Genomic DNA, 22974 nt, shown 5'->3' with positions numbered 1-22974 from the left:
GGCGCGCGCGAACCGGGAAAGAAAAAGTTAGCGATTCCGGACCGTTTAGGAGATATGGTACGATGAGACAGCGGAAAGGGGAATCACCATGGCAATTGAACCACGACGGGTCCGTGTCCGGCAGACGACGAAAGTCAGTGAGGTCGATGAACCGATCGAGCTCCATGCCGACGGTCTCTACTATGAATTAAAGACCGGCTTCATCTTGACGTTCGACCAAGAGCGTGAGGACGGCATCGTACCGACGACGTTGAAATATACGACTGGGCGGCTCGCCCTCATCTGTAAAGGACCGATCGAGATGAACCATTCCTTCATTGAAGGACGGCTGACACAAAGCCTATACAAAAATCCATATATGTCGATGACGATGGCGACGACAACGGTGCGGCTCGATGTCCGGGACGGCCGCTGCCGTTTCCATTACGAGTTGGCAATGAACGACGACTTGGCGGGCGACTATGAAGTCGACGTCGCTTGGACGTTTGAAGGAGGAGAAACGACATGAATTTTACAGAACGTGTGAAAAAAATTGAAGAGATGTTGAACGAGGATTGGTTCGAGATGCTCGAGACGAACGAGGAAGAGTATGAGGAATGGCGAGGCCGCCTCGAAGACCATGCCGAACAAGTCATCGGTCATTATGACAATGAGACCGGCGTCGATATGGACGCGGTCGACAAGTTGCTCCAATTGAACGACGAGTTCCCGCTCCTGTACGGAGAAGACACGGTCCGGCTCTATATCGCGTTGATCGAGGCGCGATCGGAAGATAAATCGGTGTACGACCGCTATATCGACTACTTGGCGGCAATCGGTGACGCTGAGCATGAGGAATTCTTGCGGTTCCACACACTCGTCGAAGCCGGTCGCTTAGACGAAGCGAAACAACTCGCACCCGTGATGCCAAAACGATTAGGACTCGAAGACTAAGGCCGCATTGCGGTCTTTTCTATACATATAATTAGGGGGGAAATGCTATGTTACGGCTCGTGAAGACGTCAGTCGAACAGCAAGACCAAGTTCTTGCCCTGTTAAGCGAATGGAAAGAGGACGGAAGCAACATCGTCCCGACGACGATTAATAAAGATACAAGCGATTTTGACGCCTACGTCAAACGACTACTTGACGCAGAAGACCGTGAAAAGATTGAGGACGGTTGGGTGCCGAGCACGACGTATTGGTTGACGGACGGGGACGAGTTGCTCGGGGCGGCGAATATTCGCCATGAGTTAAACGCCCATCTGTTGAACTTCGGGGGACATATCGGCTACGGCATCAAGCCGAGTGCGCGCGGACGCGGTTTGGCGACAGAACAGCTACGTCTCGCGCTCGAGAAAGCGAAGGAACTCGGGATTGAGCGGGCGCTCATCACGTGTGACCGAGAGAACGTCGCCTCTCGCCAAGTCATTTTGAACAACGGGGGTGTCGCCGACACACCGTATACCGAAGAAGATGGAACCGTCGTCGAGCGATTTTGGATTGAACTGAAAGGGTGACATGGGATGGCGAACTGGATTGTCGTGTATTTAGTGCTCATCAATTTCTTTGGGATTTATTTGTTTCCACGCGACCGGGTACCGTCTAAAAAATGGTTCTCATTTTCGAGCGGGATCGCCATCACGTATTTTTTCATGTATTTATTGCCATCGCTCAACAAGCGCCAAGATACGCTTCAAGTCAACTGGCTCGACCTTGCCTTGCCGTCAGAGATTTACGTCGTCAGTCTGCTCGGTTTCACCGTCTTCTACGGGACGATGCGGTTCGTGCGGACACCGTACTTTCAAGACGAGACGATTGACCGAAACGTGTCGTATTGGCTTCAAGTGACGCTTCTGACGGCATACATGTCGTTCTCGGCTTACGTCGTCACGGCGACATCGGTCACGTTTGTGGCACGTAGTTTTTATGCGACCGCGCTCGGTGTCCATTTCCTCGCTGTCGGTCACGACTTGTACCGTCACTACGGGGAACGTTATTTGACGCAAGGCCGTTATTTTTTAAGCGGCGGGATTCTCGTTGGCGGCTTGTTCGCTCGTTTCATCGATCTCGCGACGCACGTCGAGGCGCTCCTGTTCGCGTTCGTCGCCGGGGCGATGATCCTCAATATCGTCAAGTTCGAGCTGCCGGCCGACCGCAACCTCCACTTCCGGACGTTCGTGCTCGCCGTTTTCGGCTACGGCGGCATCTTGTTGTTCTTGAAACATGTGCTCGACTTTTGATTCCAACAAGAAAATGAATGACTGTTCATTCACTTTTTGTTATACTGAACTCAAGATTGAATCCGTTTTCATAAGGGGGAGTTTTGGGGATGTCGACATTTTTAATCGTCAACTGGATTCTATTCTTGCTCGTTCTTGGCTATGGACTGTATTTGTTCGCGACGCTCGTCTATCAGCGTTATACGTTCATCAAGCTTGGGAAGAAGGCAGAATGGAGCCAAACGAATAAGGAACGGCTCGAACAAGTCATGATCAACGTGTTCGGTCAAAAGAAACTACTGAAGGATAAGAAGAGCGGGATCATCCACGTCATGATGTTCTATGGGTTCATCCTCGTCCAATTCGGGGCCATCGACTTCATCTGGAAAGGGCTCGCCGTCGGAACCCGTTTCCCGCACGTGCCGCTCGGTCCGCTCTATCCGATTTTCACATTCATGCAAGAAATCGTCATGCTCATGATTCTCGTCGCGGTCGTTTGGGGATTCTACCGCCGTTACGTCGAGAAACTTGTGCGCTTGAAGCGGAACTTTATGGCCGGCCTCGCCCTCATCTTCATCGGCGGGCTCATGGTATCGGTCTTGTTCGGCAACGGGTTCTATCTCGTCTATAAAGAAGAGCTGCCGATGTGGGGCGAACCGGTCGCGACACTGATCGGTTCAGCGTTCGCTTGGGTACCTGGGGGCGTCGCTTTCGCCTTGTTCGTCGTCTTCTGGTGGCTACACCTCATGTTCTTGCTCAGCTTCATGATTTACATCCCGCAAGGCAAGCACGCCCACTTGATCGCCGGCACGTTAAACGTCTGGCTCGGCCGGACGCACAAAGTCGGCCGTCTCGCGCCGGTCGATTTCTCGGCGATGGAAGACGCGGAAGAGTCGGACGAAGAAGTCGTCTTCGGTGTCAACAAAATCGAGGACTTCAACCAGAAGCAACTCGTCGACTTGTACGCTTGTGTCGAGTGTGGGCGCTGTACGAACGTCTGTCCGGCGACCGGTACCGGCAAGATGCTGTCGCCGATGGATCTCATCGTCAAGCTGCGTGACCATATGAACATGAAAGGGGCGGCCATCACGCGGAAATCACCGTGGGCACCGGCCCTCATGTTCCAAAACACGCAAGGTGCGGAGATCGCGGCCGCGGCCCAAAACGGGCACATGCTCGTCGCCGATGAGTTGATCGGCAACGTCATCACGGAAGAAGAGATTTGGGCGTGCACGACATGCCGAAACTGTGAAGACCAATGTCCGGTCATGAACGAGCACGTCGATAAAATCATCGACCTTCGCCGTTACCTCGTCATGATGGAAGGGAAGATGGACCCTGAGGCGCAACGTACGGTCGCGAACATCGAGCGCCAAGGCAACCCGTGGGGCATGAACCGGAAAGAGCGCGAAAACTGGCGCAAAGACCGGGAAGAGCTCGTCATCCCGACTGCCAAAGAGAAGAAGAAAGCGGGAGAAGAGTTCGAATTTCTCTTCTGGGTCGGGGCGATGGGCTCTTACGACAGCCGTAGCCAAAAAGTCGCCCAAAGCTTCGCGAGTGTCTTAAACAAGGCCGGTGTCTCGTTCGCCATCCTCGGAAACGAGGAGAAGAACTCAGGGGACACGCCGCGCCGAATCGGGAACGAACTATTGTTCCAAGAACTCGCCGAAGCGAACATCAAACTGTTCGAGAAATACGGCGTCACGAAAATCGTCACAGTCGACCCGCACGCGTACAACACGTTCAAAAACGAGTATCCGGACTTCGGGCTGACTGGTGTGAAAGTGTACCATCATACCGAGCTGCTCGCCGAACTGCTCGATACGGGACGGGTCAAGCCGGACTTCGCCGTGAACGAACGCGTCGTCTACCATGACTCGTGCTATCTCGGCCGCTATAACAACGTCTATGACGCACCGCGTTTCGTCCTCGAACGGATTCCAGGTGTCGAGCTCGTCGAGGCGGCACGTAACCGCGAGAACGGCATGTGTTGTGGAGCCGGTGGCGGACTCATGTGGCAAGAAGAGAAAGTCGGGACGCGTGTCAACGTCGCTCGGACCGAGCAGTTGCTCGAGACGAAGCCGACGGTCATCGGTTCGGCATGTCCGTACTGCTTGACGATGCTCTCGGACGGTACGAAAGCGAAAGAAGTCGATGAGACGGTCGGAACGTTCGACGTCGTCGAGCTGCTCGATCGCTCACTGAAGCCGATCGAAGTACCCGAACCAATCTTACAATGAAACAAATCCGGGCTTGGTCAGCGACCAGGCCCGGATTTCGTTTACTTACATTTCGGATTTTGTGAGCAGTGAAGACGTGAGGTGAGACAGTCCTTGCGTCGTCTCGTTGATGGCTGAGATCGTCTCGACCATCTGTCCGAGGTCTTGCTTGTTGCGCTCGAATGAGAGAACGTAGTTGCCCATCTCGTCTTTCACGGTCGAGAAGCCGACTTTGACCGCATTCAACTGACGCATCGCCTCGTCGTTCGTCCGATGCATTTGTCCCATCTGGTCGAGCAGGGCTGCGATGTTCGTCTCGTTCTCGTGGATGAGTACGTTAATCTGGCTGCTGAGCTGTTTGGCGTTCTCGGCGAGCGTCCGGACTTCGGTCGCGACGACGGCGAAGCCTTTGCCGTGCTCACCGGCCCGGGCCGCTTCGATTGAGGCGTTCAACGCGAGCAAGTTCGTTTGGTTGGCGATCTGTTCGATGCTGCGGGTCATGCTGACGATCTCTTGCGAGCCGTCTTTGAGTGCTGTGATGCGCTCGAGCGAGGCGTCGACGTATGTCGCCGATTGCGTGAACTCCGTCTCCATCTGCTCGATCTGTTTGCCGTTCGTTTGCGTCAGTTCCATCAAGTGACGGCTCATCTTCTCCGTCTGTTCGGTTTCAGACAACACTTGGTGGGCCCGGTCGCTCGTCTCGGACATGGCGGCGCCGGTCCGTTCCATCGTCGTCGCGACTTCTGTGCTGACACGACCGATATCGGTCAACAAGTCGGTCCGGGCCGCGTTTGCCGATTCGATTTCACCGAGTCTGGCGTCGACGTACTGCTCGGTCACGATTTGAGCGTCTAAATTCATCGCGTGAGACAACGCGAGCAACGACTCGGTCATCGCCGCCGGGTCGTGTTGATAGTGCTCGACGATTTTCGGGACGAGCAACGTGTTGAAGGCAGAATACGTCGCGAGGAACCAGACGACCGGTACCGAGAAATTATGGTGTGTCTGTCCCATGCGTTTACGCATGGCGAGAAACTTCTCATCGATCCGACCCGTCAACAAGCTGCGGAAGTAGTCGGCGAATACTTTTTTCAAACGCTCGCGCGTCGATGAAGCGTTGGCGATCTTGACCATGTCAGGCTGCAACATCAAATGGTCGAGTACGCTTTCTAACACGTCATCAAGCACGGATTCGACGAGTGGGGCCATCGCTTGAAGTCGTTCGACTTGAGTCGACGTATAGCCCATATAATGCGCGCGTCCGCTCAGGCGTTTGTCTGATGGTTGTGCGATGGTCGTTGCGTCAGGGAAAGCGATTGATGCGGTATAATCAGGTTTTTTCGGTTTACGGAAGAGTGTCATTCAAAAATCTCCTTTTTCATCATATGTAGAATAGAGGTGTCTCCTTTATATCGGCTAAGTTGTGAAAAAAGTAAGGGGTGGATGTGTAATCGCTTTATTCTTAGCGACTAAGCGAACTGGATAATTTTGAGTCATTGTTATTCAGTCGCGAAACCGGGGAAAAGATTCAAAGAAGCATTTGTGTAAGTGTTCGCTAAGAAAGAAGGGGACGCACATGAAAAACGTTATTGTTTTGTTGACCATCGTGAGTGCGCTCAGCAGCCAAATCCTCCCGCAAATTTTGTATTTGTCAGTCATGGCATTAGAAGAAGGCGCCGGGGGTTTAATCCCATTCATGATTTTTTATGTCGCGAGTATGTCGGGTCTATTGTTGTGGGTTTATGTCATCGGTCGTCTCGGGTCGAAACAGACGTTTTTGATTGCTTTATGGGTACTGGTCGGCGGACTGATCTGCTTTTTGTTGCCGTTTGAATGGGCCGTTGAGTTGAGTGCATTTTTAGTCGGCGTCGGCTCAATTGGCGTCGGGTCGATCATGACGACGATTTTGTCCCAACTGAGTGAACTGTCTGTACCAAAAGAACCGACGGAGGACAAAGGGAGTTCATTGCCGCTCGTATTGGCACTCGTTGCGTGGATCGCCGCATTCTCATACACGCTCACCCAATCTTACAACGGGGCCGTCATCTTATTCCTTGTCAGCCTCGTCCTGCCATGGTTATTCGTGAGAAAATTGCCACTCCAAAAAACGGCAACTTGGACATTGACGACGGTAAAGTTTGTGGGCGCCTTCATCGCCGTCACATTATTTACGTTAGTGAGCCGTCTTCTTAGTTTGTTAGAAGGAACGAGAGGCTACATTGAAATATTTTTGTTGATGGTCATTTTACTAGGATATGTGGGCTGGGTTCTGTTCCAAGAACGGACGAGAACATACGTCAGCGCGACTAGGACGCGACAAGTCCAATTGCTTGCGTTCGTCGTCGGCTTGTTCGGGGGATGGACATTGATCGGTGCCGTATTCGTCAGTCTCGCCCTATATTCGTTTCAAGTACTCCTCTTCTATGTATTTGTCCCATTTTTGGCAGGGGTTATCGGTTGGGTATTGATTAGTCGCGTTTTCGAGTTGGCTCGCCGTCCTTATCTCGTCCTGTTCGTCTCATCTCTGGTGTTTTTCTTAGGTTTCATCGAACCGCTCGTGTTCATTCCCGTCCTGTTCGTGAGCGGTTACGTTCAAACGATGTACTCAAGTGCCGGGCACGTCTACTTATATGAATACTATGGAGACAACAAAGAGTTTGCTTCGTTACTGCTTCAACTATGGAAACGATTTGGCATGGTCGTCGCCTATTCCGCTTTGATGGTCGGAATATTAAGCTATGGTCTCTACGTTGGACAGACAGTCAATGCCGAGCTGTCGTTTCAAATTCCTCGCGGCTGGATGATGGGGGTACTCGGTCTGACTTGGTTGTTTAACGTTGGATTGATTACAATCTATTGGCAACGCGTCAATAAAAATCAAGCGTAACCGAAATAATTTCCTCTAGCTTTTTTATATCGGTTTTGTTTATAATGAGGAGTGATGTTTAACTAGTGACGGAAAAGGAGTGTCCTTTAATGAATAAATCGTTGATCGATTTTGTTTACGAAATTCTTCAAAAGACTGGGGAGCAACCAGTTTCATTTGATGAAATCCGCGAGCAGATCAGACAAAACTATACGTTCACAAGTGAAGAGGAAGAGCTCGAGAAAATCGCGCAACTCTACACGGACATGAACATCGACGGACTATTCGTCAACTTGGGAGCTAACCGTTGGGCGCTTCGTGTTTGGTATCCGTTCGATAAGTCAGACGAAGATCTCGTCATCGAGGCACGCCAACGCGGCGAGCTCGACGAGTTTGAGGAAGATCTCGATGAGACGGACGAAGGCATCGTCGACATCGAAGACGACCTTGACGTCTTTGCTAAAGGTGAAGATTTCGATGCATCTGAATTTGATGCGGATGATGAAACTGAAAAAGTACCAGACCTTGACGAGTTCAAGGACGACGACTTAGACGACGACCTCGACCTTGAAGACGAGGACGACTTATAAGAGACCGCAAAAAGCCGGGCATTTGTCCCGGCTAGGCGTGTCTCTTTTTCTTTTTTGGCACACGTGACCAAGAAAAAAATAATAACTTGACGACTGCATCGTCTCTGACGTAAATTAGTCATGGGCTAGTTTAGCACGTACGATGCAGCAAAAGTGTCCCCCATGTCAGTGGGGGCACTTTTGCTTTTTTTGTTTTTCGTTTCCCGATGTGGGCATTCAAGAGAGGAGAATGATGATGACAAAGTATATTTTCGTAACAGGTGGGGTAGTATCTTCACTCGGTAAAGGGATCACAGCCGCTTCACTCGCACGTCTGCTTAAAAACCGAGGTTTGAACGTAACGATTCAAAAGTTTGACCCATATATCAATATCGACCCAGGGACGATGAGCCCATACCAGCACGGTGAGGTGTTCGTCACGGACGACGGCGCCGAGACCGATCTTGACCTCGGACATTACGAGCGTTTCATCGACATCAACTTGTCGCAAAACGCGAACGTGACGTCGGGGCGCATCTACTCGACGGTATTGAAAAAAGAACGTCGCGGTGACTATAACGGGGGGACGGTCCAAGTCATCCCGCATATCACGAACGAGATTAAAGACCGCGTCTTCCGTGCCGGCCGCGAGACGAACGCGGACGTCGTCATCACAGAGATTGGTGGAACAGTCGGGGACATCGAGTCGCTTCCGTTCATTGAGGCCATTCGACAAGTGAAGAACGACATCGGCAAAGAGAACGTCATGTATGTTCACTGTACGCTCGTCCCATACCTTCGCGCAGCTGGCGAGATGAAGACGAAACCGACACAACACAGCGTCAAAGAGCTCCGCAGTTACGGAATCCAGCCGGACATCATCGTGCTCCGTACCGAGTATGATATCCCGGAAGAGATGCGTGAAAAGATCGCCCTCTTCTGCGACACACGCAAAGAAGCGGTCATCGAGGCACAAGACGCGTCGACGTTGTATGAAGTGCCGCTCAACCTTCAAAAACAAGGCATGGACCAGCTCGTCAACGACTACTTCGGCTTCAACACGCCACCGGCTGACATGACGGCTTGGAAAAACCTTGTCCATACGGTCACGCACCTCGAGAAGAAAGTGAAGATCGCGCTCGTCGGAAAATACGTCGAACTCCGCGACGCTTATATCTCGGTCGCCGAATCGCTCAAACATGCCGGTTACGCGTTCAACGCCGACATCGACATCGACTGGGTCAACGCAGAAGAGGTGACGGCTGAAAACGTCGATGCGCTTCTCGGCGACGCCGACGGTATTCTCGTCCCGGGCGGCTTCGGCGAGCGTGGGATTGAAGGGAAGATTGAAGCGACGCGTTATGCGCGTGAGAACAACGTCCCGTTCTTCGGGATCTGTCTCGGGATGCAACTCGCGACGGTTGAGTTTGCCCGTAACGTCTTGAAGTTAGACGGCGCCCACTCGGCGGAGATCGATCCGACGACGAACTACCCGATTATCGACCTTCTTCCTGAGCAAAAAGATATCGAGGACCTCGGCGGTACGCTCCGCCTCGGCCTTTACCCTTGTAAACTTGAGCCGGGCACGAAAGCGCACGCCGCTTACAACCAAGAGCTCGTCTATGAGCGTCATCGCCATCGCTACGAGTTCAACAACGAGTACCGTGAAGCGTTCGAAGCGGAAGGATTCAAGTTCTCGGGGACGAGCCCGGACGGCCGTCTCGTCGAGATCATCGAGATTCCAGAACACAAGTGGTTCGTCGCGTCACAGTTCCACCCAGAATTGATTTCGCGTCCTGAGCGCCCGCAGCGCTTGTTCCACGATTTCATCCAAGCAGCACTCGCAGAGTGAGGGAGAGGTCACGACCGTTTTCGGTCGTGGCCTTTTTTCTCGGGCAAAAGACTGACCGCTTCAACAGCTTAGGATGGATACATGTTCACCTAAATCCGGGTAAACTAAGAGTAGAACGGGGAGAGGGCGATGTCACATGGGGGAACGAAACATGATTTACTGGGGGTATGGGGTCGCATTAGTCGCGTTGAGCATATTGCCGTTCGTCGTCTTGCCAACACTCTTATTGCCGTATCAACTCGGATGGACCGGGGTTGTCCTGTTGGCTCTATCGATCGGTCTGTTGCGGTCGATCCGTGAAGGGTCGAGCGTCTATTTGAAGCAGATGTTGAAAGTGACATTCACGTTGTTTTTATTATTTGTCTTGATCTATTACGTCTCATTCGGTCTCATCTTATACGATACGTATGGGCTCGATCGTCTGCTCGAACGTTATGAGGCTCATGCGGTCTGGGTGTTCGCCGCCTTCAGTTTCCTGCAGCCGATCGCGTTGCCGGTCCCGGAAGCGATCAGCGTCCCGATCGGCAGTGTCGCCCTCGGTCCGTTGCGCGCGGCCATGATCGGCAGTGTCGCGACGACGCTCGGCATCCTTGTCATGTACGGGCTCGCGCGGTTCGGACGGGAGCGGGTCATGCACTTGATTGATGCGGATAAGCTCGCGACGTATGACCGTTATGTCGGCAAGTACGGTCTCGGTGTCTTGCTCGTTTTGTTCATCATCCCGATCTTACCGGACGAAGTCATTTGTTTGGCGGCCGGATTCAGCCGCGTACCGTTCGGACGTTTCGTGATGATCGCAGCCGGAGCGAAGCTCGTCACGTCGTTCGGATTAGCTTATTCGGTCACGCTCGGTGAATTGTTCGTGACCGGTACGAGCCCGTTCGCGGTCGTCTCGGTGACGGCGAGCTTGATCCTCGTCATCTTGGCGCTCGTCTGGCGCAAACGTAGAAAAGGGAATTCGAACTGACGTCTCGAATGAGTGAAGAGCATATACGGAGAGGAAGAGATTATGTATCGAGATGAGAACCTGATCATTCGACCGATCGAGGCGCGCGACTTGGGACGGTTATGGGAATTGATTTACAAAGAAGCGGCGCCCGAATGGAAACGGTGGGACGCACCGTATTTTGAACATCGCGCGCAAAGTTATGATGCGTATCAGGAGGAGGCGGACCGCCACGTCGGACGTGACGACATGTGGGTCGTCGAAGTCGATGGGACGGTATTCGGTACGGTGTCCTACTATTATGAGGACGCCGGGAAGGAATGGCTCGAAGTCGGGATCATCCTTCATCAGTCAGACCGCTGGAATCAAGGTGTCGGGACGAGGGCGCTCAAACTTTGGATCGACCATCTGTTTAACACGCTCTCGACGGTCCGGGTCGGATTGACGACGTGGTCAGGGAACGAGCGCATGGTGCGCGTCGCTGAAAAGATCGGCATGCAGCTCGAAGGTCGGATGCGGCGCGTCCGCGTCGTCCGTGGTGAGCGTTACGATTCGATTCGGATGGGCATGCTTCGGGAAGAATGGGAAGACGAACAAAAGCGCGACGTCTCAAGTTGAGGCGTCGCGCTTTTTAGACGTGAGAAACAATTGGCGGTATTGGAGCGGGGTCATCTGCTTGTACGTCTTGAACGTGGTAATATACGCCGTGCAAGAGGTAAAACAGTATTTTTCGCCGATGGCACAAATCGGCAGATTCGTACCGAGCAGGTCGGCTATCGACGCATCGATCCGTCGCCTGCGAATCCGTTCTGGCACACTTTCCCCGACTTCTTGTTTGAACAGGGCCGACAGATAGTTGTTCGACATACCGATTCGTTGGGCGATCCAAGGGAGCGATAACGCCGGTTCTTGCAGATGGTCCTCGATCAAGTGGATGATCGTCGTCACGTTCGGATTGGTCGATACGGGTGGAGACAAGAAAGCCATCATCTTCGTCAAGGAATCGACGATGACCGGGACGGCATAGATGAAGTCGAGCGTCGTCGTCAGTTCGTCGATCAAGATGAGGAGCGCACTCGTATAAGTGAGCGCGGTCTGGACGTTCGGGTTGTCGACCGGGATCATGCGGATGACGTGATAGACGAGTCCGCGATAGTAGAAGCGGACACTCCTATATTCATCCGTGACCGGAAGTTTCAAAAGGTCGAACGTCAACGTTTCAAGCAATTGCTCGGCCCGGACCGGATGGGCGCTCCGGAGCGCACTCACAATCTGTTGGTCGAGCGCATAAAAGTTATCGAGCAGCTGAAAGTCAGCAAATAAGTTTTTGTCGCGCTGCAAGTGGTTCATAAATTGGCGTTCGATTTTGTTTTCCACCGGTCAAGTCACTTCTTTCATCGTACCATCGGGAATCGTTCATTTGTCTCGTTGAGCGTTTCGCATCGTCGCCTGCTTCAGCTCGGCGATTTCTTTGGCGAGTGCTTCTTCTCGGGAACGTGTGGATGATTCGAGGTGGTGTTCGAGTTCTTTGCTTTTGTTGCGATACGTTTCAGCCGCTTGTTTTGTGCGCTGGTGATGTTGATTAAGCTGTTTGTTGTGTACATCGAGATCAAACGGCTTTTTTGTCATATATATGCCCCTTTCAAAACAAGGTCAAACAGACAGACGGAACGAATGATTGGTCTCGAGCCGCGGTCTCAATGAGGAAACGCTTCCTGTCCTTAGCTTACGAATGGGGCGAATGCTTGGAAAGTTAGGTCAACACGAAAGGAGTGGTGAAAAAGATGATAAATGTGACGGAATTGTGTCTGAAGAGACTTATTTGTGTCACATTCCGGTCTCGTCTCCGAACGCAATAAAAAATCCGCAGACTTATGTCTGCGGACAGCTTGCTTATTTGACTGCTTCGTCTTTGATTGGGAACCAGCCGGCACGTGTCGTGATGGCGTTCCAAAGTGGGGCCGGGACAGCGAGTTCGGCTTGCTTGTTCAAGTCGAGCGCCGTTTCGATTTCATCTTCACGATCCGTTTGCACTTTTTCAAGCCAGTCAGGGTCGATGATGAGTTCACGGCCGAGCGCGGCCAGGTCGATGACGTTCAAAGCGTCTTCGACTTGACCAGGGCGCTGAAGTTGTCCGACTCCGATGAGCGGGACGGCACCGTTGATGCGTTTCGCGATCCGGTCGATCGAGCGCTCCATCACGTTCTCGTTGCGCATCGAACCGATATTGAAGTTCCAAAGCGAGGCGTGGAGGTAGTCGAGTCCTTCCTCGAGCAACATGTCGATCAATACGTCCGTGTCGTCGAGCGTGATACCTGGCTCTTCGACTTCTTCTGGTGAGAAGCGATAGCCGATCAAGAAATCGTCAGCGTCTTTCGCCGCGGCTTTCACAGAACGGATGACTTCACGCGGGAACGTGAGACGCGCCTGTACGTCGCCTCCGAAGCGGTCGTCTCGGCGGTTTGAGTGCGGTGAGAAGAACTGCTGGATCAAGTACGTGTTCGCTCCGTGAATCTCGACGCCGTCAAATCCGGCTTCGATGGCACGGCGTGTCGCTTCACCGAATGCTTCGATGATTGCCTCGACTTCTTCTGTCTCGAGGGCACGCGGTGTGGCGGCACCTTCACGGACGGGTGCGACCGCACTTGCGCTCACGGGTTGTTCGTTCGGGACGAGCTCTGGAGGAGACATGCGCCCAGCGTGGAAGATTTGCAGAATGGCTTTGGCACCTTCCGCCTTCAAACTTTCAGCGAGTTGACGGAGACCGGTGATGAAGTGATCGTCGCTCGCGCCAAACGCGTTCGGGAATCCTTTACCGTCTTCTGTCACATAGGCACACGCCGTGATGGCGAGACCGACATTTTTCGCTCGCTTCCGATAGTAGGCGAGTTCGTGCTCCGAAACCTCACCTGTCGGCTCGGACGAATAATGGGTCATCGGCGCAAGGACGAGCCGGTTATGAAGCTCGACGCCGTTTTTAAATTGAAAAGATTGTAACATGCGTTTCATGAAAACTCCTCCTTCGTAGTGATACTTTGAAGTCTAGTCTTCTGAATTTCAAATTGCGAGCGTGACGCTTTCGGTCGGGCAGGTTGCGTGTCTAGTGAGCCGGTCGATGGTTGAAGAATGGAGAATAGGGTATAATACAGGAGAAAAGTTGATAACCGGTTGGAGATTACAGAGAGACCACGACATAGAGGGCGAAGCCTTGTTTTGTTGTGGTCTCTTTGTTTATACGAACCGGATTCATTATAGGAGGGAATAAGATGGAAATCAGAAACTTCTCAGCAAAAGAACGTGCCAAGCGATACGAACAATTGACGAGTGAGCGTCATGACATCCTCGTCGTCGGTGGGGGCATCACCGGTGCCGGGATCGCCCTCGACGCCGCTTCAAGGGGAATGAAGACGGCGGTTCTTGAAATGCAAGACTTCGCGGCTGGAACATCGAGCCGCTCGACGAAACTTGTCCATGGTGGCTTGCGCTATTTGAAACAGTTCGAAGTCGCACTCGTCGCCGAGGTCGGGAAAGAACGCGCCATCGTCTATGAGAACGGACCGCACGTCACGACGCCAGAGCGCATGCTTCTACCGATGCACAAAGGCGGCACGTTCGGACCGCTGTCGACAGCGCTCGGGCTGATGGTGTATGACTTGTTGGCCGGCGTCAAACGAGCGGAGCGCCGTTTGATGTTGACGCCGGAAGAGGTGATCGAGAAGTCACCGCTCGTCAAAAAAGACGGGCTCGTCGGTGGCGGTTATTACGTCGAGTATCGGACGGACGATGCGCGCATGACGATCGAAGTCGCGAAAGAAGCGGCGAACCATGGCGCACTCCTCTTAAACTACTCGAAAGTGACCGGTCTCATTTACGAGCAAGGCAAAGTCGTCGGCGTGAACGTCGAAGATCAAATCGACGGGAAGACGTATGAAATTTATGCGAAAAAAGTCATCAACGCGACCGGCCCATGGGTCGACGTGCTCCGTGAGCAGGACGGCTCGAATAAAGGCAAGATGCTTCGTCTGACGAAAGGGATTCATCTCGTCATCGATCAATCGAAGTTCCCGCTCAAACAAGCGACTTACTTCGATACACCAGATGGCCGAATGGTGTTCGCCATCCCGCGTGACGGCAAAGCGTACGTCGGGACGACCGACACGTTCTTCGATAAGGATAAGGCGCATCCGCGCATGACGACAGAAGACCGCGACTATATCTTGGGCGCGATCCACTATATGTTCCCGGATGTGTCGTTGACGGAAGATGACGTCGAGTCAAGCTGGGCCGGCATCCGTCCGCTCATCTATGAGGAAGGCAAAGACCCGTCCGAGATCTCACGAAAAGATGAGATTTGGCAATCGGAAAGCGGCCTGATCACAATCGCCGGTGGTAAGTTGACAGGCTACCGGAAGATGTCTGAGACGGTCGTCGATCTCGTCGCGAAGCTACTCAAACAAGAAGAGGGCATCGTCTTCCTCGCTTCACGGACGAAACATATGCCGATGTCGGGTGGACATGTGGGCGGTTCGAACGGCTTTGACGACTTCTTGACGAAGAAGAAAGACGAGCTGAAAAACCTTGGTTTCGATGACGTGAAAGCGGAGCAGTTAGTCCGTCTCTACGGATCGAACATCGATCGCGTCGTCGAGCGGATGGATACGAACGCTTATGACCTGCCCGAGATCGTCTACGCGCAGTTGATGTACGGCATCGAAGAAGAGTCGGTCGTCCGTGCCATCGACTTCCTCGTCCGTCGGACAGGGGCGATGTTCTTCGACATCGACTTCGTCAGAGACTATAAAGACGGTGTCTTGCGCTGTATGGCCGATGTCTTCAAATGGTCGGATGCACGTCTCGCCGAGGAGCGGGAAGAAGTCGAGAAAGAGATCGACCTCGCCGTCGTCCCGGTCACGATCGACTAAACGTAAACCAAAAGGAACTTCGCTCAAGCGAGCGAAGTTCCTTTTCATATGCCTAATTCTTCATAGTACGCTGTGATCCGATCATCGATTGCGAAGACCATCTCCTCGTCGCCCGAAAAATAGAAGACAATATACGTTCCGTCCTCGCGATACACTTCCGCTTCGACGATGAGCGTTGTCGGCTGTCCGTCATACGTGACTTCAAGTTCACCGAGCGGATGCACGGTCGCCTCGTCTAAATCTGGATTGGAGACGAGTAGATGCATGCGCTCGACGTCTTCTGCTGAAATCGGTTCGTCGAAAACCTCGGAGATGAGTTTGAACGTCTCGGGCACGTCTTCTAATTCCGCATCTATTGAAGTAGCGAGCGGTATATCGTCTTCATAAACATCTTCATACGCGTCGGCGGACGGCTCTTCTCCGAACGTCCCAGCCGTGATGGCGACACCTCCGGCAAGCGTCACTAAAAAAAGTAAAAATCCGAATAAATGCTTCATGTCGTGTCTCCCATCATGTCTTGTACGTCGAGTATAACAAGAAGCGTTGCGTTTAGGAATCGTTCATATATGGTATTGGAAGATAGCGATCAATAGAAGTGAGGGATGCACATGCAACGGAACCGAGTACTCATCGTCACAGTCTGTCTCGCAGTCTTTGCCGGATGGTTGGTCATCGATTTGGACCGTCTGTTCGCGGATACATATTATGTGAAAATCCCGAAGGCGGAGACGGCGGAGCGAGATGGGACGGACTATGTGTATACGACAATCGGCTATGATGAGGAACGAAAAAAGCGTTCGCTCACATTCACGTCTGACTCACGGCTCGCAGAAGGTGATTTTTTGCAATTGTACGTGAAAGATGAAGGGACGGTGACGTCGTATGAAATCGCCGACGAACGAGACGTTCCCTTTGAATTGAAAATGGAGCAAGCGGGGGAGGCGGGGACCTGAGCCTCGTTTCCATCTTTTAGAAAATGACGCGTCGCCAAACGAAAACGATTTTGGTATGGTTATATTATCGCACAAAGCTATAGAAGCTACGGAAAGAAGGTAACTAGATGTCACGCATGTTAATCGCAGACGACCAAGATGGAATTCGCTTGATGCTCGCCCAAGTGTTTAAAAACCTCGGTATCGAGGTCGACACGGCCCAGGACGGCTTGAGCGCTTGGGAACAGCTAGAACAAAGTACTTACGATTTGGTGCTGCTCGATATGAACATGCCGCGCATGTTCGGGCATGAAGTGTTACGGAACATGCGGAACAACGACATCGACACACCGGTCATGATCATGACCGCATTTGGGGAAAAATCGACAATCGAAGAAGTGCGCCGCCTTGGGATCACGGCTCAGTTCGAGAAGCCGTTCGATATTTACGGCATGATCGAGAAAGTGAAAGAAGTGCTCGGCATTCAGTGAATCGTCACGAAGATGACATATGTAAACGCTTGCGCGGGGCCATTTCTATATGCGAATAGCATAGGCACAAGTTTTGACGTGTGTTATAATGGGAACGAATTGCACAGGGTCACTTTTCCCACAGTGCACAACAGCGAACAGAGGAGGACATCATTATGCCATTAGTATCAATGACAGAAATGCTTAACAAAGCATTCGAAGGCAAGTATGCAGTCGGCCAATTCAACATCAACAACCTCGAGTGGACGCAAGCGATTCTTCGCGCTGCGGAAGACGAGAAATCACCAGTTATCCTCGGTGTATCAGAAGGTGCAGCAAAATACATGGGGGGCTTCACAACAGTTGTTAAAATGACTGAAGGTCTCATGCACGACTACAACATCACTGTTCCAGTTGCAATCCACCTCGACCACGGTTCTTCATTCGACAAGTGTAAAGCAGCGATCGACGCTGGTTTCACGTCTGTTATGATCGACGGTTCACACCACCCGATCGAAGAAAACATCGAAATGACGAAACAAGTCGTTGAATACGCACACGCTAAAGGCGCTTCAGTTGAAGCGGAAGTTGGCACAGTCGGCGGCGAAGAAGACGGCGTCGTTGGCGGCGTACAATACGCTGACCTCGACGAGTGTGTCCGTGTTGTTAAAGAAGCGAAAGTTGACGCTCTTGCAGCGGCACTCGGTTCTGTACACGGAGAATACGCAGGCGAGCCAAACCTCGGCTTCAAAGAGATGGAAGAAATCGCAGCAGCGACGAAAACGCCACTCGTTCTTCACGGCGGTTCAGGAATCCCTGAGCACCAAATCAAAAAAGCAATCGAGCTCGGTCACAGCAAAATCAACGTCAACACAGAGTGCCAACAAGAATGGACTCGTGCGGTACGTGAGAAGCTTAACACTGACTCGAAAGTATATGACCCACGTAAAGTCATCGGACCTGGTATCGAAGCGATCTACAACGTCGTTTCTGGTAAAATGCGTGAGTTTGGTTCAAGCAACCAAGCGTAATCTTGTCACATCAGTCGGTTCTCCTCGTGAGAACTGGCTTTTTTGTTGAAAAAAATTATAGGAAGTCATGGGCCGTCGGGACGCTCGCCGGGATGATCTTGCTTGCCGCTTCGATGCTCGGCATCGCCGCGCTGACGTAAAGGGTATAGCAATTCCGTGTCGATTTCCTCATAATAAGAGAGTAAGCGATTACAATCCGATTCGAGGAGGACATGTACATGCGTTTTTTCATTGACACGGCAAATGTGGAAGACATCAAGAAAGCCCACCAAATGGGCGTCATCGGGGGCGTGACGACGAATCCGTCGCTCGTCGCGAAAGAAGGCGTCGATTTCCATACGCGGCTCCGTGAGATTTGTGAGGTCGTCGGGGACCTTTCAGTCAGTGCGGAAGTTATTGCACTCGACGCAGAGGGTATGGTCAAAGAAGGAAAGGAACTCGCGGCGATCGCGCCGAATATTACAGTTAAGGTGCCAATGACAGCAGCCGGTATGATCGCTGTCAATGAGCTTTCGAAGCTCGGCATTAAGACGAACGTGACGCTCATCTTTAACGCCAACCAAGCGCTCTTAGCAGCTCGGGCGGGTGCGTCATACGTCTCGCCGTTCATCGGACGCCTTGACGACATCGGTCACGATGGTCTCGACCTCGTCGAGACGATTGCGAATATCTTTGCCATCCATGGCATCGATACGGAAATCATCGCCGCGTCCGTTCGCCATCCGGTCCACGTGACGAAAGCAGCCCTGCTTGGTGCTAATATCGCCACGGTACCGTACAAAGTCATCGAACAGATGATGAATCATCCGCTCACTGACAAAGGGATTGAGCAGTTCTTAGCGGATTGGAATAACGCTCAATCCAAATAAGTTCGTCGTAGAAAGGTTTGATCATCGTGGAAATTCTCCATATCGTTGGACAGCAGAAACTTGAAGGAACAGTTGACATTAGTGGCGCCAAACAGAGTGCCTTGCCTTGTCTCGTCGCAGCACTTCTTACCGAAGAACCGGTGACAATCGAGAACGTCCCCGTCATCGAAGATGTTGAAGTGATGCTCAGCCTATTACAAGAACTCGGGGTGACAATCGAGCGGGACGGGGAGCGGATGACGCTTCATGCAAAAGATGCCGTCGCCATGCCGCTGCTCGGCTCAGAAACTCGGAAAGTCCGGGCCGCTGTCTACTTACTTGGTGTGTTCGCAGCTCGTTTTGGGAAAGGGGCCGTTGGATTACCAGGGGGATATGCGATTGGTCCACGACCGATCGATTTACATTTAAAAGCGCTAGAACGTCTCGGCATCAAAGTCGAGAACGAGTCGGGTCTCTATCACGTCAACGCCGACAAGTTGGCCGGCAATCGGATCTACCTCGACCTTCGCTCATTCGGGGCGACGGTGAGCGCGATGCTCGCCGCGGTCCTTGCCGAAGGGACGACCGTCATTGAAAACGCCGCGACTGATCCGGAAGTCGTCGACGTCGCGACGATGCTGACATCGATGGGCGCATACGTCATCGGCGCCGGGACTGATGAGATTCGAATTAAAGGAGTCGAACGCTTGCACGGCTGTACACATACGCTCATACCAGACCGCCTTGAAGCCGGAACGTTTATGATTTACGGTGCGGTTGCAGGGGAAGTGACGGTTCGAAACGTTATTCCGACCCATTTAGAAGGGGTCATCCAAAAATTAGTTGATTACGGTGCTGAAGTCGAGGTCGGGGAAGAAGCGATCACGGTTCGGGCGAAAGCTTTTGAGCCGATTGATATTCGCGTCTTCCACTACTCGGGTTATCCGACCGATTTGCAACCGATCATGTCAGCCGCTTTGTTGAAAGCGAACGGGACGAGCGTCGTGACGGATAAGCTATACGTCCAACGTTTCCGTCATATCGCCGAAATGCGGCGGATGAACGCGCAAATCACGCTTGAAGATTCGTCGGCCGTCATTCGTGGCGGGACGACGCTTGCGAACGCTGAGATGGAGTCTGCCGATGCGCGGAGCGCCGCGGCACTCGTCTTGGCCGGTTTGCAGGCAACGGGAGAGTCGACGGTTCTCTATGCGGAACGTCTGAACGACTCGTACGTCGACTTCGTCGGCAAACTAAAACAACTCGGCGCCCTCGTCTGGGTCGATGAGATGTCCGAGTAACAAAGGGGAGAATTCGGGTGGAACGTAGTTTATCAATGGAATTGGTCCGGGTCACAGAAGCGGCAGCGCTGTCTTCGGCCCGCTGGATGGGGAAAGGCTTGAAAGAACAAGCGGACGACGCAGCCACAACAGCGATGCGCGAAGTGTTCGATACGATTCCGATGAAAGGGATCGTCGTCATCGGGGAAGGTGAGATGGACGAGGCACCGATGCTCTACATCGGCGAGAAAGTCGGGAACGGTTACGGCTCACGCCTCGACGTCGCCGTCGATCCGCTCGAAGGGACGAGCATCGTCGCGACGGGAACATGGGGCGCGCTCGCGGTGCTCGCGGTCGCGGACGCAGGTGATCTCCTTCACGCGCCAGACATGTATATGGATAAGATTGCGGTCGGTCCAGAAGCGGCGGGACTGATCAGCCTCGACAACTCGATCGAAGAAAACATCGCGATCGTCGCCAAGGCGAAGGGCAAGAACGTCGAAGACGTCGTCGTCACGATTTTGCACCGTGACCGTCATGAAGAGATGATTCAACGAGTCCGGGCAACGGGAGCTCGTATCAAGTTGATTCCGGACGGCGATGTCGCGGCGGCCATCAACACGGCGTTCCCGAAAACCGGTGTCGATCTCTTGCTAGGCTCGGGCGGGGCGCCGGAAGGCGTCATCGCAGCCGTCGCCATGAAGTGCCTCGGTGGTGACTTCCAGGGACGGTTGTTGCCGGAAGACGCGGCCCAGGAAAAACGATGCCAAGATATGGGCATCGCTGACACGGGACGCATCCTGCTTCTTGACGATCTCGTCAAAGGCGAGGATTGTATCTTCGCGGCGACGGGTGTGACAGACGGTGAACTGCTCCGTGGTGTCCAATTCACGGGTCAGGGCGGTCAGACACACTCGGTCGTCATGCGCGCCAAATCGGGTACGGTCCGTTTCGTCGAAGGGATTCATTCATTGAAGAAAAAACCGAAAATGGTCATGAAACCTTAATTCTCTCGAGCTGCAGATTCTCTCTGCAGCTTTTTTGATGCGTTCTTTCATATTTAAAATATGAATAGAACGGGAATGAGTAAGGCAGGAGGTGGGGTCGATGATCGAAGTAGAGTCACTCGTCAAGACGTTCGGGGATGTTCCGGCCGTCGACGGAATATCGTTTTCAGTAAAACAAGGAGAAATCTTTGCGTTCCTTGGTCCGAACGGGGCCGGGAAATCGACGGCTATACAGATGTTGACGACACTCATTCGACCGACGAGCGGGTCGGCGCGCGTGAACGGGTTTGATATCGTCAAGCGGGAGAAGGACGTCCGGTTATCCATCGGTGTCGCCCTCCAGGAGACGGGCATCGATAAAGTGTTGACCGGCCGGGAATTGCTCGTCCTTCAAGGTCGGCTGTTCAAAATGACGAAACGTGAAGCAGAAGCACGGGCCGAGGAACTGCTGTCGGTCGTCTCACTCGCGGATGCGGCTGACCGAAAGAGTGGCACGTATTCCGGCGGGATGCGGCGTCGGCTTGATTTGGCGCTCACGCTCGTCCATCGTCCGATCGTACTGTTTTTAGATGAACCGACGACCGGGCTCGACCCGGCGAGTCGAATCGAGATTTGGAAAGAGGTACGGCGTCTCAATCAAGAGTTCGGGACGACCATCTTTTTGACGACCCAATATTTAGAGGAGGCGGACGAGCTGGCCGATCGCATCGCCATCATCCATCACGGTAAGATTGTCGTCGAAGGGACAGCAGAAGAATTGAAGCAGACCGTCGGAGGCGAGTCGATTTCTCTAGTGTTTCATACCGATGCAGAAGCACGAGCCGCCGCTGAGCTGTTCGGACAAGCCGCGACCGGACCGAGCCTCGTCTTCGAACTTCGCGACTACACGTTGACCGACGTCGTCCGGAAACTCGATGAGCAGGCGTTACAGCCGGAGCGGCTCACGGTGAAACAGCCGTCACTTGACGACGTATTCTTGAAAGTGACGGGCGAATCGTACGAAGGAGGTGTGCCGAGTGTGGACTGAAACGTGGTTGTTTACAAAGCGGAGTCTAATGACGACGATCCGCAACCCATTTTCATTTATCCCGAACTTGATGATTTCTGTCTTTTTCTTGCTCGTCTATACGAGCGGGCTGTCGAGTGTGGCCGCATTGCCGCAGTTCGGCGGCGGCGACTACTTGAATTTCATCTTGCCGGTATCGATCGTCTCAGGTGCTGTCGGCGGGGCCGGGGGTGCCGGCCAAGCGTTAGTGCGTGACATCGAGAGCGGCTATTTCGCCCGGTTGCTGCTCACACCTTCGACGCGGACTGCCATCGTGCTCGGACCGATGATTGCCGGGATGTTGCAACTGTTCGTTCAAACGTTGCTTATCTTTGCCGTCGCGTTCTTACTCGGGTTATCGATTCCGGTCGGTGTGGTCGGCTTCTTGTTCACGGTTTTGCTCGCTCTCGGATTCGGACTCGCTTTTGCCGGATATTCGGTCGGGGTCGCCTTGAAGACACGGAACGCCCAAGCCGCACAGGCCGGGACACTTCTCTTCTTCCCGCTCATCTTCTTGTCGACGACGTTCGTCCCGAAAGAGTTGATCGAGGCGGAATGGCTCAAAGTGGCGGCGACGTTCAATCCGACGACGTATATCTTTGAAGGGATGCGGGCCGTGTTGACCCAACCGACGATTGACTGGGGCGCTTTGTCGGCCGGCCTTGCCGTGGCTGGAGGGATGAGTGTCATCATGGTCGTCTTCGCGGCGACGAACGCGCGGGGTGCCTTGAAACAAAAATGATGAACGACGAGTACGCTTTCGAAGTGATTGTTCAAAAACAGAAA

At 53.0% G+C, this 22974-nt stretch carries 24 protein-coding genes; 19 read left to right on the top strand and 5 right to left on the bottom strand.

Annotated elements, in window-relative coordinates:
• Window positions 1-88 precede the first annotated feature (88 nt).
• From EVJ29_RS07780 to EVJ29_RS07760, 5 genes are all read left to right on the top strand, one after another.
• The gene (locus tag EVJ29_RS07780; RefSeq protein ID WP_070328227.1) at window positions 89-508 is read left to right on the top strand and encodes a DUF1934 domain-containing protein; all 420 of its coding nucleotides are present in this window, start codon (window positions 89-91) and stop codon (window positions 506-508) included.
• A complete protein-coding gene (locus EVJ29_RS07775; RefSeq protein ID WP_131464628.1) occupies window positions 505-933 on the top strand; it encodes a hypothetical protein in 429 nt (142 codons plus the stop codon). The genes EVJ29_RS07780 and EVJ29_RS07775 overlap by 4 nt, the downstream gene beginning before the upstream one ends.
• A gap of 47 nt (window positions 934-980) precedes the next feature.
• Window positions 981-1499, top strand: a complete 519-nt coding sequence (locus EVJ29_RS07770; RefSeq protein WP_070328225.1) for a GNAT family N-acetyltransferase — start codon at window positions 981-983, stop codon at window positions 1497-1499.
• 6 nt (window positions 1500-1505) lie between these two features.
• Entirely contained in the window at window positions 1506-2222 is a 717-nt protein-coding gene (locus EVJ29_RS07765; protein ID WP_131464626.1) for a hypothetical protein, read from the top strand.
• 89 nt (window positions 2223-2311) lie between these two features.
• Window positions 2312-4441, top strand: a complete 2130-nt coding sequence (locus EVJ29_RS07760) for a (Fe-S)-binding protein (protein ID WP_131464624.1) — start codon at window positions 2312-2314, stop codon at window positions 4439-4441.
• A gap of 45 nt (window positions 4442-4486) precedes the next feature.
• Here EVJ29_RS07760 and EVJ29_RS07755 read toward each other — a convergent pair whose 3' ends face one another.
• Entirely contained in the window at window positions 4487-5782 is a 1296-nt protein-coding gene (locus EVJ29_RS07755) for a protoglobin domain-containing protein (RefSeq protein WP_070328221.1), read from the bottom strand.
• A 214-nt stretch (window positions 5783-5996) separates the two neighbouring features.
• Here EVJ29_RS07755 and EVJ29_RS07750 point away from each other — a divergent pair, with 214 nt between their 5' ends.
• The 5 genes from EVJ29_RS07750 (at window position 5997) to EVJ29_RS07730 (ending at window position 11271) form a co-directional block, all read left to right on the top strand.
• The gene (locus EVJ29_RS07750) at window positions 5997-7307 is read left to right on the top strand and encodes a hypothetical protein (protein ID WP_131490245.1); all 1311 of its coding nucleotides are present in this window, start codon (window positions 5997-5999) and stop codon (window positions 7305-7307) included.
• A gap of 89 nt (window positions 7308-7396) precedes the next feature.
• A complete protein-coding gene (gene rpoE, locus EVJ29_RS07745) occupies window positions 7397-7876 on the top strand; it encodes a DNA-directed RNA polymerase subunit delta (RefSeq protein WP_070328219.1) in 480 nt (159 codons plus the stop codon).
• A 235-nt stretch (window positions 7877-8111) separates the two neighbouring features.
• The gene (locus EVJ29_RS07740) at window positions 8112-9707 is read left to right on the top strand and encodes a CTP synthase (protein WP_070328303.1); all 1596 of its coding nucleotides are present in this window, start codon (window positions 8112-8114) and stop codon (window positions 9705-9707) included.
• A 151-nt stretch (window positions 9708-9858) separates the two neighbouring features.
• A complete protein-coding gene (locus EVJ29_RS07735) occupies window positions 9859-10674 on the top strand; it encodes a TVP38/TMEM64 family protein (RefSeq protein ID WP_236633442.1) in 816 nt (271 codons plus the stop codon).
• A gap of 42 nt (window positions 10675-10716) precedes the next feature.
• Window positions 10717-11271, top strand: coding sequence for a GNAT family N-acetyltransferase (locus EVJ29_RS07730; protein ID WP_131464618.1), 555 nt, complete (start codon window positions 10717-10719; stop codon window positions 11269-11271).
• Here EVJ29_RS07730 and EVJ29_RS07725 read toward each other — a convergent pair.
• From EVJ29_RS07725 to EVJ29_RS07715, 3 genes are all read right to left on the bottom strand, one after another.
• The gene (locus EVJ29_RS07725; protein ID WP_070328216.1) at window positions 11263-12030 is read right to left on the bottom strand and encodes a helix-turn-helix transcriptional regulator; all 768 of its coding nucleotides are present in this window, start codon (window positions 12028-12030) and stop codon (window positions 11263-11265) included. The two genes, EVJ29_RS07730 and EVJ29_RS07725, sit on opposite strands and share 9 nt — an antisense overlap.
• A gap of 39 nt (window positions 12031-12069) precedes the next feature.
• A complete protein-coding gene (locus EVJ29_RS07720; RefSeq protein ID WP_070328215.1) occupies window positions 12070-12282 on the bottom strand; it encodes a hypothetical protein in 213 nt (70 codons plus the stop codon).
• Window positions 12283-12546: 264 nt separating this feature from the next.
• Entirely contained in the window at window positions 12547-13662 is a 1116-nt protein-coding gene (locus EVJ29_RS07715) for an NADH-dependent flavin oxidoreductase (protein WP_070328214.1), read from the bottom strand.
• Window positions 13663-13919: 257 nt separating this feature from the next.
• Here EVJ29_RS07715 and EVJ29_RS07710 point away from each other — a divergent pair, with 257 nt between their 5' ends.
• Window positions 13920-15575: a glycerol-3-phosphate dehydrogenase/oxidase gene (locus EVJ29_RS07710; RefSeq protein ID WP_070328213.1), complete on the top strand. Its 1656-nt coding sequence runs from the start codon at window positions 13920-13922 to the stop codon at window positions 15573-15575.
• A 44-nt stretch (window positions 15576-15619) separates the two neighbouring features.
• On the opposite strand, the gene EVJ29_RS07705 is transcribed toward EVJ29_RS07710, so the two are convergent.
• Window positions 15620-16072: a hypothetical protein gene (locus tag EVJ29_RS07705; protein ID WP_131468501.1), complete on the bottom strand. Its 453-nt coding sequence runs from the start codon at window positions 16070-16072 to the stop codon at window positions 15620-15622.
• 111 nt (window positions 16073-16183) lie between these two features.
• On the opposite strand from EVJ29_RS07705, the gene EVJ29_RS07700 reads away from it, so the two are divergent.
• From EVJ29_RS07700 to EVJ29_RS07665, 8 genes are all read left to right on the top strand, one after another.
• A complete protein-coding gene (locus EVJ29_RS07700) occupies window positions 16184-16528 on the top strand; it encodes a YxeA family protein (protein ID WP_070328211.1) in 345 nt (114 codons plus the stop codon).
• A gap of 107 nt (window positions 16529-16635) precedes the next feature.
• Entirely contained in the window at window positions 16636-16998 is a 363-nt protein-coding gene (locus EVJ29_RS07695; protein ID WP_070328210.1) for a response regulator, read from the top strand.
• Window positions 16999-17153: 155 nt separating this feature from the next.
• Window positions 17154-18008, top strand: a complete 855-nt coding sequence (gene fba / locus EVJ29_RS07690) for a class II fructose-1,6-bisphosphate aldolase (protein ID WP_131464610.1) — start codon at window positions 17154-17156, stop codon at window positions 18006-18008.
• A gap of 218 nt (window positions 18009-18226) precedes the next feature.
• Window positions 18227-18877 (top strand): fructose-6-phosphate aldolase, encoded by a 651-nt coding sequence (fsa, locus tag EVJ29_RS07685; RefSeq protein ID WP_070328208.1) that lies wholly within the window; start codon window positions 18227-18229, stop codon window positions 18875-18877.
• Window positions 18878-18903: 26 nt separating this feature from the next.
• A complete protein-coding gene (murA, locus tag EVJ29_RS07680) occupies window positions 18904-20157 on the top strand; it encodes a UDP-N-acetylglucosamine 1-carboxyvinyltransferase (protein WP_070328207.1) in 1254 nt (417 codons plus the stop codon).
• Window positions 20158-20174: 17 nt separating this feature from the next.
• Window positions 20175-21143 carry a class II fructose-bisphosphatase gene (gene glpX, locus EVJ29_RS07675; protein WP_070328206.1) on the top strand — a complete coding sequence of 323 codons (969 nt, stop codon included), beginning with the start codon at window positions 20175-20177 and terminating at the stop codon, window positions 21141-21143.
• 100 nt (window positions 21144-21243) lie between these two features.
• Entirely contained in the window at window positions 21244-22170 is a 927-nt protein-coding gene (locus EVJ29_RS07670) for an ATP-binding cassette domain-containing protein (RefSeq protein WP_131504943.1), read from the top strand.
• Complete coding sequence (locus EVJ29_RS07665; RefSeq protein ID WP_070328204.1) at window positions 22160-22930, top strand: ABC transporter permease; 771 nt, start codon at window positions 22160-22162, stop codon at window positions 22928-22930. The genes EVJ29_RS07670 and EVJ29_RS07665 overlap by 11 nt, the downstream gene beginning before the upstream one ends.
• The last annotated feature ends 44 nt before the right edge of the window (window positions 22931-22974 follow it).

Source organism: Exiguobacterium sp. SH4S7, from assembly GCF_004336795.1.
GTDB classification, from domain to species: Bacteria; Bacillota; Bacilli; order Exiguobacteriales; family Exiguobacteriaceae; genus Exiguobacterium; species Exiguobacterium aurantiacum_A.
This window is presented reverse-complemented; position numbering and strand designations above follow the sequence as displayed.